A 15,007-nucleotide genomic window follows, 5' to 3' on the forward strand; every position below is an offset into this window, starting at 1 on the left:
TAACATTATCACAAATTTTATACTAATACTGTAAATCATTCACTATGCGGTATTCACAATTTTTATCTTTTGAATGGAAGCAGTTTAAACGCTCGTCTTCTTTTCAAAAAGGCATTGGTATTAAAATAGTACTCCTTTTAGCAGCCCTTTATTTTATAGCTGCTTTTACCGGTTTAGGATTGGTTGCTTATTATTTAATACAAAAATCATTTCCTCAGTTAGACCCTATAGTCGTTGTAAACAATTATCTAATTTTTTGGTTTTTATTAGATTTAACCTATCGCTTTTTTCTACAACAATTACCGGTAATGAATATTAAACCCTTTATGCTTGTTCCAGTTAAAAGGTCCACCATAATACATTATTTATTGGTAAAAACCAGTTGGTCGTTCTTTAATTGGTTGCCGCTCTTCTTTTTTATTCCTTTTGCCATAATTTTACTAGTCGAAGCCTACCCGTTAATACAAGTGATGGGCTGGTTGGTAGCTATGATTCTTTTCACGCTTTCGCTGAATTATTTAAACTTTCTCATCAATAAAAACAACACTTATTTTTATGGCTTAGTAAGTCTTATCTTTGGCTTTGCTGCGCTGCGTTATTTTAATATTTATGATATCACGGTTTTAGCAGGAGAGTTTTTTAATAAAATGTACAGTCTATGGTATGCATTTCTTATCCCTTTACTGTTGTTGGTGCTCTTATACCGCAGAAACTATGCATTTGTACGAAAGAGTTTTTATTTAGATGATGCTATCCGTAAAGAAAAGAAATTGGTGAAAACCCAAGAATTCTCCTTTTTAAATCGGTTTGGAAAAATGGCACCATTTTTAAAAAACGATCTCAAGCTCATTCTTCGTAACGCACGACCAAAGCAAGTTTTGTTTATGTCTTTTCTATTCTTGTTTTATGGTCTTATCTTTTACACCCAAGAAACATATAGCGATAGCCCGGCTTTTTTAGTATTTGCTTCTGTATTTATTACGGGTGGCTTTTTACTCTCTTACGGGCAATTGGTTCCTTCTTGGGATAGCGAATATTACAAGCTACTTATGAGTCAAAATATACCTTACCGTCAATACCTCGAGTCTAAATGGTACCTTATGTTGGTGGCTGTAATAATTTCATTTATTCTTGCTACGCCGTACATTTATTTTGGCTGGGATATTTATGCGATGATAGCAGCAGGGGCAATTTTTAATATTGGTTTAAATTCGTTTATTACGCTTTTTGGTGGTGCTTTAAACCGGGTACCTGTAGAGCTAAATGTAAAAGCAAAAGCCTTTGGTAATACTCAAGGCTTTAACCCTACTCAGTTGCTTATTGCACTACCTAAAATGCTTGGCCCAATGCTTATTTTTTACATACCTTATAAACTGATAAATTTTAATGCAGGTTTATTGGTTTTAGCTTTAAGCGGATTGATTGGCTTGATGCTTAAATCATTTTTCTTAAACAAAATAGAATCCATATACCAAAAAGGAAAATACAAAACCATTGCGGCTTTTAATGAAAAAAAATAAACTATGATTCGCGTAGAAAACTTATCCAAAAAATACAATCAAGATGAGGTGTTGCATATTGAGCATCTAGAAATTCCTAAAGGTCAAAGCTTTGGTTTAGTAGGAAATAATGGAGCCGGTAAAACCACTTTTTTTAGCCTTTTGCTCGATTTGATACAACCTACCACCGGGCATATTGTAAGCAATACGATACGCATAGACGCCAGTGAAGATTGGAAACCCTTTACTGCTGCTTTTATAGACGAGTCTTTTTTAATAGGCTACCTAACCGCTGAAGAATACTTTTACTTTATAGGAGAGTTGCGCGGCCAAAGTAAAACGGCGGTAGATGCACTATTAGCTGAGTTTGAAGATTTTTTTCAGGATGAAATCCTACAAAAAAAGAAATACTTGCGCGACCTATCTAAAGGGAACCAGAAAAAAGTTGGCATCATCGCTGCACTTATCGGTCAACCAGATGTGGTGATTTTAGATGAACCTTTTGCCAATTTAGATCCCACCACACAAATACGCTTAAAGAAGATTATAAAAGATTTAGATGAAAATACCGAAACCACCATTTTAATTTCGAGTCACGATTTGATTCATGTAACCGAAGTTTGTGAGCGCATTGTGGTTTTAGACAAAGGAGAACCGGTAAAAGACATTCAAACCAGTCAAGCTACTTTAGAAGAATTAGAAGCCTATTTTAATAAGTAGTCTATCTTTCTTAAAAAAAGCTATTATTTTAGCTTTCCTAATTACCATATGAGTTTTAAAACAAATATATAACTACAAACCTGTGCTTTTTAGGGTGCAGGTTTTTTTAATGAAAAAAAGACCGTATTTTTACTGCCAATGATACTAAAAATACCTTTACGGAGTTATTTTTAGAGGAGGTAAACAATTTATGAATAAACACAAAAGCGTTCAACTAATCACCTTGTTGCTAGTGGGTTTAAGTTTGGTTTCTTGTTCTCGTAAAAAAAACAAGTGGCTCAACCGCAACTTTCACGCAATGGGTGCCTATTACAATATTATATACAACGGTAACCTTGCATTAGAAGAGGGTAAGCAAGAAATTGCACAAACTTATGTAGATGATTATTGGAAAATTTTACCCGTAGAACGGCTTGAGATTATCGAGGCATCTGAAAAGGACGAGCAAGCCAAGAATCAGCATTTTGAACGTGCCGAGGAAAAGGCTGCCAAAGCCATACAAAAACACAATATGCATATTGCGGGCACCGAGTATAATCCGCAAATGGATAAAGCCTTCATTTTGTTAGGTAAAGCCCGGTATTACGATCAGCGTTTTTTCCCTGCATTAGAGGCCTTTAATTACATCATAACAGACTACCCCGAAAGTGATCAATTGGCAACCGCGCGCATTTGGCGAGAAAAGACCAATATGCGAATGGGGAATCACGAAACGGCTATTAAAAATATAGAAGCCCTTTTAAGTTCGGGAATAGCCTTTTCAGAAGAAGATTATACGCATGCTTATGCTACCTTAGCGCAAGCTTACTTAAATTTAGAACAAGAAGAGCAGGCGCTAGCGGCCATTGAAAATGCTGCCGCTTATGCTAAGTCGCACGCAGACCAAGGCAGGTATTTGTTCATCAAGGGGCAGTTGCATAAATCGCTAAATCAGATAGATTCGGCCAATGCCGCTTTTGATCGGGTAATTGCCCTAAACCGCAAATCGCCTCGTGAATATATGATCAATGCGTATATGCAGCAAATTCAAAACCTTGATTTCACCCAACAGGATACGCTAGCTACAATGGAGCTGCTCAATGAACTAGCCGAAAACAGAGAGAATAGGCCTTATCTAGATCGAATTTATTATCAATTTGCCGAGGTTTATAGGCAAAAAGATACACTCCCAGCGGCAGTAGATTTCTATAACAAGTCTTTGCGCGAAGATTCAAGAGATAAGTATTTAGTTTCTCGAAATTATCTGAATTTGGCGGTGATCAATTTTGATGCGGCACAATATAAAACCGCTGGTAAATACTATGACTCTACCTTGGTGCAATTAGACAAAAGCACCCGCGAGTACCGCAGCATATTAAAGAAAAGAGAAAATTTAGATGATGTCATTTTGTACGAAGATATTGCGGTAAAAAACGATAGTATTCTGCGCATAGCCGATATGTCGGCCGAAGAGCAACTCACTTTTTTTACGGATTTTACGCAGAAGCAAAAAGAAAAAGCCATCGCCCAAGCCAAACAGCAGTTAAAAGAAAAAAATGCTCAACCCAAAGACCTATTTAAAACGCAGGCCAGTATGGTGTCTAACCGTCGGGGATTAGGGGGTGGAGCTAGTTTTTATTTTTATGATAATAACCAAGTACAAAAAGGAATCCAGAAATTTAAAAAGCAATGGGGAGATATTCCTTTGGTAGATAATTGGCGCTATGAAGATGTAAAACAGGCCAAGAAAGCAAGCAAAAAACAACAAGAAGAAGCCATTTTTGAAGCCATTGAAGAAGATCCTATTTATCAACCAGAAACCTATATCAGTCAGATTCCCCATGATGAAGTCGTTTTAGACAGCTTGGCTAAAGACCGCAATTTTGCCTACTATCAACTTGGTGTTATCTACAAAGAAAAATTTAAAGAATATCAATTGGCAGCCAATAAGCTAGAGGCTTTATTGAAAAACAATCCGGAAGAGCGATTGATATTACCTTCTAAATACAACTTGTATAAGATTTATGAGATTACGGGCAATGCCCAACGACAACGGTTTTGGAAAGAAGATATTCTTGCTAATCACCCCGACTCAAGATATGCTACTATTTTGCGTAATCCACAAGGATTAATAGGCGATCAAAACAGTCCGCAAGCCGTGTATAAACAACTTTATTTGGCCTATCAAAATGAAGAGTTTGACGGCTTGATTGCGCAAATACAGCAAGAAATTGAGCTTTTTACAGGAAATGATATTGTACCCAAATTAGAACTTTTAAAAGCTTATGTACAGGCACGAGTTAACGGGCTTGCAGCTTATAAAAAAGCTTTGAATTATTTAGCTTTAACCTATCCGCAAAGCGAAGAAGGTAAAACCGCAGAAAATTTACTACAAACGGCCATACCGGCTTTAGAGCAAAAGCAATTCGATTTTAAGCGAACAGATACACATTATAAAATTGTTTTTGTTTTTAATACGCAAGAAGAGCAAGCATTAATCACATTAAAAGAACAGCTCCTTGCTGGTATAGAGCATTTGCAAGCCAATGATTTAAGTGTATCGGAAGATCCTTATATCCCAGGTCAGCAATTTTTAGTGGTGCACGGTTTAAAAAGTGAACAAGGAGCACTTGGGTTTTTAGAAAAATTGAAAAAAGAAACAGACCTGACTTATGATCGTCAACCATACAGTGTGGCTGCTAAGAACTATAAGCTTATACAGATGAAGAAGAATTTTGATATATACCTAGAAAAATTAAACTAAGATGTTTTCAGAAAATAAAAGAGATAAAAAATCTAAAAAAGAAATGAATCACCTGAGTAAAGAGCAGAATAAAATTGCAGAGGGAACTACTATTAATGGAGATTTAGAAGGTCAAGGCAGTTTTAGAATTGACGGAAAGATTATTGGTACCGTTAAAACTGCTGGTAAGATTGTTTTAGGTAAAAATGGCGTGATTGAAGGCGAGATAACCTGTGAGGATGCGGATTTAGAAGGATTGGTAAAAGGCAATATTGAAGTAAATAACACGCTAACTTTGAAATCGAGTGCTGTGGTTGAGGGCGAAGTGATTACAGGCAAATTAGCTATTGAACCAGGTGCCGATTTTAACGCCACTTGTACTATGAAAGGAGCCGTAAAATCTATGCATAATGACAAAAAACAAACCAAAGAAGGAAAAACCGCTTAACCAATGGGTGGTTTATACTGGACTGGCCTTTCAAATGGGGGTAGTTATTGGTATCGGTGTTTTTGGTGGTATTTGGTTGGATGAACAGTTTCCTAATAAGTTTTCGGGCTTTACTATTGCCTGTTCATTACTAGGCGTTTTCATTGCCTTGTATCAAGTTTACTCCAGCTTAAAAGATAAATAGATGAAAGAAAATTTTGGACAATCGTTAAGGGTGTTCCTTAAAAAGTTATTGTTGTTCACCTTAATTTTAGGAGGATTACATTACTTATTAGCATTTACAGTTTTACAATTCGATTTGTATTATAGCATACCGGTAATGTACCTTTTTTTAAGCCTACTTACTTTAATCGTCTATGTCTGTGTATTATGGATTGCAAACAACTTTCCCGATAAGGCTGGCTTTACTTTTATGGGATTAGGAATGCTAAAAATGTTTATTGCCGTTGCTTTTCTAATACCTATAATGCTTTATAAAGAAGATGATGTAAATGTAATGGCAAGCGTCTTCTCCTTTTTTGTGCCCTACCTTTTTTATTTAAGCTTCGAAACCTTACACGCTGTAAAGCTTATAAAAATGAATGATTAAGATATAGGGAATTCGTTAAGCTGCAATTTTTCTCCGTCATAACTAGCATAGGTATAGTACTGTATCCAGTCGCCCAAATTTACATATCGGCTTGATTCGCTTAAAGCGATATCTAATGGCAAATGTCTATGCCCAAAAATAAAATAATCATAATGCTCTTGAGCTAATTTTCGTTTGGCATATTGCACCAACCATTCCTTTTCTTCACCTAAAAATTGGGCATCTTCATCTCCCGAAATCAGCTTATTTTTAACCGATAAATGCTTGGCTAAACGCACACCAATATCGGGGTGCAACCACCGGTAAAACCATTTTGATAACGGATGCACAAATACTTTTTTCATACGTTTATACCCTAAGTCGCCCGGACCCAAACCATCGCCGTGACCAATAAAAAACTTATCATTTCCCAGTTGAAAAACCTGTGGCTCGTGATAAACGGGTATATTCAATTCTTTTTTAAAATAATCATTCATCCATAAATCGTGATTGCCTACAAAAAAATAAACCGGTATACCCTGGTCGGTAAACTCGGCTAACTTCCCCAGAATACGAACAAAGCCTTTAGGAACTACCTGTTTATACTCAAACCAAAAGTCAAATAAATCGCCCAGAACAAATAGAGCAGCGGCATCTTTTTGAATAGTAGTTAACCATCTAAGCAGGTGCAATTCGCGTGGCCTACTTTGCTCTTCGGTAGGCGCTCCCAAGTGATGGTCACTGGTAAAATAAACTTTTTTATTAGGCAGTATTTGAATCGTTTTCATAGCGTTAGCAAATGTACTACAATTTAACAAACTGACTTAACAGCAGCAAAAAAACAAAATTAGTAATTGACCATAGTAAAACTAAATATACCTTAGAATTGAGTTTATAAGTCTGTATTCAAAATCCCGGCTTGTGCCTTTTAAGTTGGAATAAAGTTTAATACAAGGTTTACCTTGACGGAAGAAATTATAGGTGCAAAAAAGAAGCACAAACGGGGTTGTAGCCAATAGCGCGGTTTTGGTTTGAACATTTAAAAATAATTAGGGTGAATGATTTGAAATTACTAAATTTAAACCAATAAAACTATGACCTATGGCTATTGCAAAACCTTTTAATTTACAGAAATGGATTACAGAAAATCGCGCATTTTTAAAACCTCCCGTAGGCAATAAAAATCTATACAAAGAATCTGGCGATTATATAGTAATGATTGTAGCAGGGCCAAACGCTCGCAAAGATTATCATTATAATGAAACCGAAGAATTGTTTTATCAATTAGAAGGAAATATCGAAGTACATATTCAAGAAAATGGGGAAAAAAAGACAATGCAATTAGGACCAGGAGATATGTATTTGCATCCAGCAAAGGTACCGCATTCGCCGGCGAGAGGTGAAAATTCGATTGGTTTGGTAATCGAACGCAAACGTAAAGATTTAACAGGCAAAGACGGCTTACTGTGGTTTTGCGATAACTGTAATCATAAATTGTATGAAGTGTACTTCCCCTTAGAGGATATAGAAAAAGATTTTTTAAAACATTTTAAGCATTTTTACACTAGCAAAGAACTGCGCACTTGCAACAACTGCGGCGAAGTAATGCCGGTAGATGAGCGCTTTGTGGGTAAAGACTAATTAAGTCTTTTCAATCAGCGAAAGAATTTCTTTAAACAAACTATATCCTAATCTTAGCCAATTTTATTATTAGTGCTAGAAAGCTGCATCAGATTACACAAAATTGATTCTAGTAGTTAAGCTTTTATCGGCTAGTTTTCTTATCTAAATCAATTTTCACTGGTTTTTAGGCTAAATTTTCTCTTTAAAATCTTATTTTAGGCGAATTAAATTGGGGAGGCAAGTTTTGCCTAAAAATAAATAATCTAAACAGAAATTTTATTATGAGTCAAATTGCAAAAGAATTTGGAATCGACAAGGCCTTGGAAGAATTGGGCTTAAATCAAGATATTAATAACGGTACTTCTACTGGCGAAGATTTTTTTAGTAGCGGTGAGGTTATCGAGTCTTACTCACCGGTAGATGGCGCTTTAATTGGTAAGGTGCGCGCTACTACCAAAGAAGATTATGACAAAGTTATAGCGGCTGCGACAGCTGGCTTTAAAGAATGGCGCACAATGCCTGCACCACAACGTGGTGAAATAGTAAGACAGTTTAATGATGAACTGCGAAGATTAAAAGAGCCTTTAGGGAAATTGGTTTCTTATGAGATGGGTAAATCCTATCAAGAAGGATTAGGTGAAGTGCAGGAAATGATAGATATCTGCGACTTTGCGGTTGGTCTTTCGCGACAGTTGCACGGTTTAACCATGCACTCTGAGCGTCCTGGTCATAGAATGTACGAACAATACCACCCACTTGGCGTGGTAGGTATTATCTCTGCATTTAACTTCCCAGTTGCCGTTTGGTCTTGGAATACTGCATTAGCTTGGGTTTGTGGCGATGCTTGTATCTGGAAAGGTTCAGAAAAAACACCATTGACTTCTGTTGCTTGTCAAAACATTGCTGCACGCGTATTTGCTAGTAATAATGTACCGGCTGGTATTTCTTGTTTAATTACAGGAGACTACAAAGTAGGTGAATTTATGACTAAAGATGAGCGAATTCCTTTAATCTCGGCAACAGGATCTACCAGAATGGGAAAAATTGTGGCCAAAGAAGTTGCAGGGCGTTTAGGAAAAACGCTATTAGAGCTAGGAGGTAACAATGCTATAATTGTAACGCCAGATGCCAATATTAAAAATACCGTAATTGGTGCTGTATTTGGAGCAGTAGGTACTTGCGGACAGCGTTGTACTTCTACTAGAAGATTAATTGTGCACGAAGAGGTGTATGACAAAGTAAAAAATGCTATTGTAGACGCCTACAAACAAATCAAAATTGGTAATCCTTTAGATGAGAATAATCACGTGGGGCCGTTAATCGATAAAGATGCGGTAAAAAATTACCAAAATGCCTTGGATAAAGTAGTTGAAGAAGGCGGAAATATTTTGGTTGAAGGTGGTGTTCTTGAAGGTGAAGGTTATGAGAGCGGATGCTATGTAAAACCAGCTATCGCCGAAGCTGAAAATCATTTCGAAATCGTACAACACGAAACTTTTGCACCTGTACTGTATTTGATGAAGTATAAAGGAGATGTTGCCAATGCTTTAGAGTTACAAAATGGCGTGCGTCAAGGTTTGTCTTCTGCTATAATGACCAACAACTTGCGTGAAGCAGAGCGCTTCTTGTCTGTAGAAGGATCTGATTGCGGAATTGCCAACGTAAATATTGGTACTTCTGGAGCCGAGATTGGTGGCGCCTTTGGTGGAGAGAAAGAAACTGGTGGAGGTCGCGAATCGGGTTCTGATGCTTGGAAAATCTATATGCGTCGTCAAACCAACACGATAAACTATACCACCGAGTTGCCTTTGGCACAAGGAATTAAATTCGACTTATAAATTGAAATTAGTGCATTCCTCTCGTTCGTGCCTCACTCGTCGGATGCAGGGGCGCAAGGAATTAAATTTGACCTATAAGGTAAAGGTATATATTTAAGGTTTAACCTTATTTTGATCGGATTGAGCCTTTAATGACTTTAAAATTAAACCCTCACGTAAATGTGAGGGTTTTATTTTAGATTTTCATTGATTTTCTTCAAGGTATTGAAATCCGTAAAGGCTTAAAAAAAGGTATTAAAAACGGTAGCCAATGCTTAGACCTGCATTAAACTCAATAGAAGAGAAGCGGTCTTTTACTTCGTCGCTAAAATTCCTGGCGATATTGGCATAGGGTCCAATTACAAAACGGTCATTAAAATTCCATTTATAACCAGCGCCAATACCAATCATAAAGCTATCCATATCGGTAACTTGTTTTACTCTTACATCGTTTCCTTCTACGGCTTTGGTAACTTTCTCTTCAAATTCGCCAAAACGGTATTTTAAAAACGGATTGATATAAACACCAGATCCAGGCATTTCTAAACCAAAGTAATACACATAACCTAGTTTTAAGCTATTGGTATTAAAATCTCTTGAGCCTTTCTCGCTATGGTAATTTATTCTATCATTGATAAGCACTTCTACATCTATGGCTTGATCATAACCAAAAAAATACTCGTAACCAACTTCTACAGAAGCAATGGCGATGGTGTTTGCAATATTTAGCTTTACTTCGCTATGTTTAAAGTCTTCTTCTTGTGCCCAAGCACTTAGACTAATAAATAAAGCCAAACCGGCGGTAAGAATTTTTTTCATAATTATTTATTTCTAGCAAATATACATTAATTTCTGCCTTTTTCGTCTTTATAGATTTGGTAAACGGGCTCACTTTGATACACTTCTTTAGTGTTTATTTCGATCATGGAGAGTTTACCTTTAAATGCGGCACCGGTATCTACATTTATTACATTGGCGGCTTGGTGAGGTTTCTCTTTATTAATCCGGGTAACCGGTGTATGCCCAATATAAATTTCTTTAAATAGTTTTAATCTTTTGGGGTAGTAAATATGATCTTGAGGTAAATTAGGGTCGAGTGATAAAGCGGTTTCCCAAAGGGTTCTGTCCCAATAGCACATATAAGCTTCGTACTCATTATAAGGCCCATGCATATTGGTGAAACCAGCGTGCAAAAATAAAATCTCCTCGTTTAAGATATAGTAATTTTTCATGCGTTCATAAAAAGCAATATGTGTGTTGATTTCTTTTTCGGAAAGCTCGGCATATGATTTTATGGTAGATTCACCCCCGTGTTGTAACCATTGATTGTTCATTTCTTGGGTGATAAGCCATTGGTGAACCAAATCGTCATGATTACCTCGAATAAAAACACAGGGCTGATTTTTTTCTAGTTCGATTAAATAACTAACCACATGGGCAGAATCGCTCCAGCCATCTACATAATCGCCCAAAAATATTAGTAAGTCATTTGGGGTGATAGCTGCTTTTTTTAAAATTTGTTGAAGTGCTTTTAAGCCGCCATGAATATCTCCTATGGCAAAAATTCGTTGACTCATGTGTTACTGTAATTTACTTTTCTTAAAATGCGCATGCTGTCTTTGTATCGCGCATAAATATCGGGATAATTTTCTTTTAAAAGGAGTCTTATCGCTTCCAATTGATCAATGGCTTGTGGTAATTGATTAAAATAGCACAAAAGAGCGGTGACGGGTAAACGCTTTAAGTTTTCTTGTTCGGTTAAAGTTAATTTATCTTGTGCTTTAATTTTCTTTATTAACTCATATTGACTATTTAAGATATGAATTAAATTAGATTGGTCGTATTGCGGTGGTTCAAAAAGCATTTTACGGTTTATGGTATAGGTCATATTGGGAGAAAAGACAATATGCACTTCTTCAAGAGGGTAGTAACGATAATTTTTATTAAGACCTAGATGAACAAACTCGGTTATTTTAAAGCCTTGCTCATTATGCGCTATGGTTACTTCATCTAAATCAGAATAAAACAACTTTACCTGTTCGTTGATAAGTTCGATATTCACTCTAGAGTAAAATGTACCGCGGTTATTTACCTTTTTCTTTCCTGCCCAGCACAACACAAAGTACTCTCTAAATACCAAATAATTAGGGTTGTATAAATTGTTGCTTTCATAAAAATCAAAAACACCATCTAGCGTGAGTTTAATGTTGTTTTGTGCTTGTTTCTCAATACTTTCTAATACGTCTTTATTGTCTACAATGCTCTTAATTTCATGTTGTGGCTTACTAATGCTGCCTTCTCTTATAAAAACACTTGTCTTTTTATATTTCCAAATACTACGTTTAAAAGAGCAAACTTTATCTTTTTGAGCTTTAATGCTTATCAACCCAATAACTTTTCCACGTTTAAGGTGAGCAAAAGGAATGTTTTCATAAATCACAAAGGGCGGATGCTTGAGATAAGCGTTGATGAGGTTTTGTATTTTACTATCGTCATAAAAATCTACACCTACCAATTGGTTGTTTTGGTCATCTACCCCTACCACAATATAGCTTGTGTTATGCGGGTTAGCATTTGCCATGGCACAAATATGCTTTAGCAATTTAGCTTTACCCTCGCGCTGATTAAGATTTAGTTTTAATTTTTTATCATAAAAGCTATTCTCAGAGCTGTGGGCCAATAAGTTTTTTATGAGTAAGCGTTTATTAATCATGTTTATGAATAATAGTCGAGCTCGCTTGAGCGCTTGGCATTACTACCAATTCGGTAATATTAACATGTTCGGGTTGTTGTAGCATATATAAAATAGTATGGGCTATGTCCTCAGCTTCTAGGGCTTTGTATCCTGTATATACTTGTTTTGCCCTTTCGGTATCATTTTTGAATCGCACTTCGCTAAAGTTAGTGGCTACCAATCCGGGATGCACGGCTCCCACCTTAACTCCTGTACCGTTTAAATCTAAACGCATGCCGTGATTTAGCGCATCTACCGCGTGCTTACTGGCACAATATACATTGCCTTTTGGGTAGACTTCTTTGGATGCGGTAGATCCTACGTTGATGATATGCCCCGATTTTCTCTCAACCATTTGGGGTAATACCGCTTGGGTTACATAAAGTAAACCTTTAACATTTATATCAAGCATAGCATCCCAATCCTCAGGATCGCCATCTTGTAAAAAATCTAAACCATGTGCGTTGCCAGCATTGTTTATTAAAATATCTATATTAGAAAAACGCTTCGGAAGTTGCTTTACGGATGTATTTACTGCTTCACGACTACGTACATCAAAAATTAATACATGCGTTTTACAACCGGTTAATTCTTTTTGCAATTTGATCAAGGCTTCATGATTTCGTCCACATAAAATTAAACGAGCATATTCTTTGCTTAAGCAAATGGCTGTGGCCCTACCAATACCACTAGAGGCACCTGTAATGAGTACTGTTTTGTCTTGCATATTTTAATTTTTATTAAAGTTAGCCGAATTTTTAAAAACAAAAGTTAATTCAGCTTTAAAAATGTTCATTACTGCAACAACCGCTATTATTTTTCGTCTAAATAAGAAAGCCCTAAACGGGATGCGAAATCATAAGGCTTTTAACCAATTCTTAACAAGGATTCATGAATAATTTTATGATTTTGCGATGTTATTTAAAAAGCTAATTTTACGATTTAAAATAATAAAATATGGAGCAAGAAAATCAAACAATAGATATAGCTAGCATCAATGAAAAAATAGAACGCGAAAGTGCTTTTGTGAGTGTTTTAATGGCCGAGATGGATAAGGTCATTGTGGGGCAAAAACATATGGTAGAGCGTCTGCTTATTGGATTGTTAGGTCAAGGCCATATTTTATTAGAGGGTGTACCCGGATTGGCAAAAACCTTAGCCATTAATACCTTATCTAAAGCAATTCAAGCTAGTTTTAGTCGTATACAGTTTACACCAGATTTATTACCTGCAGATGTAATAGGTACCATGATTTATAATATGAAGATCAATGATTTTAGTATAAAAAAGGGTCCCATTTTCGCCAATTTTGTTCTAGCCGATGAGATTAACCGTGCACCAGCAAAAGTGCAGTCTGCCCTGCTTGAGGCTATGCAAGAAAAACAAGTTACTATTGGCGATGAGACTTTTATACTTGATAAGCCTTTCTTAGTTATGGCCACTCAAAACCCAGTTGAGCAAGAAGGTACTTATCCGCTTCCCGAAGCTCAAGTTGACCGTTTTATGCTAAAAACGGTTATCGACTATCCCAGCATTGAAGATGAGCAAAAAGTGGTACGTGCCAATCTAAAAGGTAGTTTTGCAAAAGTGAATCCGGTAATTAGCACTCAGCAAATTTTACAGGCCCAGCAGACGGTACGCGAGGTGTATATGGATGAAAAAATTGAAAAATACATTCTAGACATTATTTTCGCCACTCGATACCCAGAAAAATATAAGTTAGATAGCCTTAAACCGCTTATTTCATTTGGTGCCTCTCCAAGGGGAAGTATTAACTTGGCAACCGCAGCCAAATGTTACGCCTTTATTAAGCGCCGTGGCTATGTGATTCCCGAGGATGTTCGGGCGGTTGTACTCGACGTGTTGCGACACCGTATAGGTATTACCTATGAAGCTGAAGCCGAAAATATCACCTCTGAAGATATTATTCATAAAATTGTAAACGTGATTGAAGTACCTTAAATAGGAGCGGTAGGCAGAAGAGGTATTGTGTGAGCTGAATTTATTGTATGGAAACAAAGGAATTACTAAAAAAAGTTAGAAAAATTGAAATTAAAACCCGCCGGCTGAGTAATCATCTCTTTGGCGGGGAATACCACTCTGCTTTTAAAGGTAGGGGAATGACTTTTAGCGAAGTAAGACAATATCAATTTGGAGACGACGTAAGGGCTATAGATTGGAATGTAACAGCTCGTTATAATGAACCCTTTGTAAAGGTCTTTGAAGAAGAGCGCGAACTTACTATGATGCTAGCGGTTGATGTTTCTTCTTCGGCAAACTTTGGTACACGAGCCGCTTTTAAACGCGATATTTTAACGGAAATTGCGGCTACCTTGGCCTTTTCGGCTACCCAAAACAATGATAAAATAGGTTTATTGCTCTTTACAGATAAGGTTGAGTTGTATATTCCGCCCAAAAAAGGCCGCTCACATGTTTTGCGCATCATTCGGGAATTAATTGAGTTTGAACCCCAGAATAACCAAACAGATATCAATCAGGCTTTACAGTATTTACAAAATATGTTACGTAAAAGCGCTATTCTTTTCATCTTATCGGATTTTATGAGCGATAGCTACGAAAAACCGCTAAAAATATTAAGCAAGAAGCACGATGTAACGGGAATTAGGGTGTACGACCAGCGTGAATCTGAAATGCCAAATGTAGGTTTGGTGCAAATGCAAGATGCCGAAACCAACAATATAAAACTGGTGAATACAGGTTCTGCTAGAGTACGAAAATCCTACAAGGCGCATTACCTTAAACAAGTAGATTATTTTAAAAAAGCATTTAAAGCAAGTGGGGCTGGTGTTTTACAAACACGCGTAGACGAGAGTTATGTGAGAAAATTGTTGGGTTATTTTAAACAGAGAGGCTAA

General features: G+C 36.6%; 15 protein-coding genes. 10 read left to right on the top strand and 5 right to left on the bottom strand.

From position 1 onward, the window contains the following. The first annotated feature begins 44 nt into the window (after positions 1–44). The 6 genes from ACFSQ0_RS09355 (at position 45) to ACFSQ0_RS09380 (ending at position 5,978) form a co-directional block, all read left to right on the top strand. Positions 45–1,520, top strand: a complete 1,476-nt coding sequence (locus tag ACFSQ0_RS09355) for a DUF5687 family protein (RefSeq protein ID WP_379047365.1) — start codon at positions 45–47, stop codon at positions 1,518–1,520. Between the two features lie 3 nt (positions 1,521–1,523). After that, positions 1,524–2,219, top strand: a complete 696-nt coding sequence (locus tag ACFSQ0_RS09360) for an ABC transporter ATP-binding protein (protein WP_147861789.1) — start codon at positions 1,524–1,526, stop codon at positions 2,217–2,219. Positions 2,220–2,409: 190 nt separating this feature from the next. Continuing rightward, positions 2,410–4,962 (top strand): type IX secretion system periplasmic lipoprotein PorW/SprE, encoded by a 2,553-nt coding sequence (porW, locus tag ACFSQ0_RS09365; RefSeq protein WP_379047368.1) that lies wholly within the window; start codon positions 2,410–2,412, stop codon positions 4,960–4,962. A 1-nt stretch (position 4,963) separates the two neighbouring features. Further along, positions 4,964–5,389, top strand: a complete 426-nt coding sequence (locus ACFSQ0_RS09370) for a bactofilin family protein (protein ID WP_379047371.1) — start codon at positions 4,964–4,966, stop codon at positions 5,387–5,389. Beyond that, positions 5,352–5,573, top strand: a complete 222-nt coding sequence (locus ACFSQ0_RS09375) for an AtpZ/AtpI family protein (protein WP_147861786.1) — start codon at positions 5,352–5,354, stop codon at positions 5,571–5,573. Before ACFSQ0_RS09370 ends, ACFSQ0_RS09375 begins: the two co-directional genes overlap by 38 nt. Continuing rightward, the gene (locus ACFSQ0_RS09380; RefSeq protein WP_379047374.1) at positions 5,574–5,978 is read left to right on the top strand and encodes a hypothetical protein; all 405 of its coding nucleotides are present in this window, start codon (positions 5,574–5,576) and stop codon (positions 5,976–5,978) included. It abuts the gene before it with no gap. Here ACFSQ0_RS09380 and ACFSQ0_RS09385 read toward each other — a convergent pair. After that, positions 5,975–6,745 (bottom strand): UDP-2,3-diacylglucosamine diphosphatase, encoded by a 771-nt coding sequence (locus ACFSQ0_RS09385; protein WP_379047377.1) that lies wholly within the window; start codon positions 6,743–6,745, stop codon positions 5,975–5,977. The two genes, ACFSQ0_RS09380 and ACFSQ0_RS09385, sit on opposite strands and share 4 nt — an antisense overlap. Before the next feature lie 313 nt (positions 6,746–7,058). Here ACFSQ0_RS09385 and ACFSQ0_RS09390 point away from each other — a divergent pair, with 313 nt between their 5' ends. Beyond that, the gene (locus ACFSQ0_RS09390; protein ID WP_379047380.1) at positions 7,059–7,598 is read left to right on the top strand and encodes a 3-hydroxyanthranilate 3,4-dioxygenase; all 540 of its coding nucleotides are present in this window, start codon (positions 7,059–7,061) and stop codon (positions 7,596–7,598) included. 263 nt (positions 7,599–7,861) lie between these two features. Next, positions 7,862–9,418, top strand: a complete 1,557-nt coding sequence (amaB, locus tag ACFSQ0_RS09395; RefSeq protein ID WP_379047383.1) for an L-piperidine-6-carboxylate dehydrogenase — start codon at positions 7,862–7,864, stop codon at positions 9,416–9,418. 234 nt (positions 9,419–9,652) lie between these two features. On the opposite strand, the gene ACFSQ0_RS09400 is transcribed toward amaB, so the two are convergent. Genes ACFSQ0_RS09400 through ACFSQ0_RS09415 form a run of 4 tightly spaced genes read right to left on the bottom strand, consistent with a single transcriptional unit; the run spans position 9,653 to position 12,858 of the window. Further along, positions 9,653–10,216 (bottom strand): autotransporter outer membrane beta-barrel domain-containing protein, encoded by a 564-nt coding sequence (locus ACFSQ0_RS09400; RefSeq protein ID WP_379047386.1) that lies wholly within the window; start codon positions 10,214–10,216, stop codon positions 9,653–9,655. Between the two features lie 26 nt (positions 10,217–10,242). Then, complete coding sequence (locus tag ACFSQ0_RS09405) at positions 10,243–10,974, bottom strand: metallophosphoesterase family protein (RefSeq protein WP_379047389.1); 732 nt, start codon at positions 10,972–10,974, stop codon at positions 10,243–10,245. After that, positions 10,971–12,110 carry a DUF5929 domain-containing protein gene (locus tag ACFSQ0_RS09410; protein WP_379047392.1) on the bottom strand — a complete coding sequence of 380 codons (1,140 nt, stop codon included), beginning with the start codon at positions 12,108–12,110 and terminating at the stop codon, positions 10,971–10,973. The genes ACFSQ0_RS09405 and ACFSQ0_RS09410 overlap by 4 nt, the downstream gene beginning before the upstream one ends. Beyond that, positions 12,103–12,858: an SDR family NAD(P)-dependent oxidoreductase gene (locus tag ACFSQ0_RS09415; RefSeq protein WP_379047395.1), complete on the bottom strand. Its 756-nt coding sequence runs from the start codon at positions 12,856–12,858 to the stop codon at positions 12,103–12,105. The genes ACFSQ0_RS09410 and ACFSQ0_RS09415 overlap by 8 nt, the downstream gene beginning before the upstream one ends. Positions 12,859–13,088: 230 nt before the next feature. Between ACFSQ0_RS09415 and ACFSQ0_RS09420 the strand changes: the two genes are divergently transcribed. Further along, positions 13,089–14,093, top strand: coding sequence for an AAA family ATPase (locus ACFSQ0_RS09420; RefSeq protein WP_379047398.1), 1,005 nt, complete (start codon positions 13,089–13,091; stop codon positions 14,091–14,093). A 47-nt stretch (positions 14,094–14,140) separates the two neighbouring features. After that, positions 14,141–15,007, top strand: a complete 867-nt coding sequence (locus ACFSQ0_RS09425) for a DUF58 domain-containing protein (protein ID WP_379047400.1) — start codon at positions 14,141–14,143, stop codon at positions 15,005–15,007.

Origin of the sequence: Mesonia sediminis (assembly GCF_042684705.1) — a bacterium.
Classification (GTDB): Bacteria; Bacteroidota; Bacteroidia; order Flavobacteriales; family Flavobacteriaceae; genus Mesonia; species Mesonia sediminis.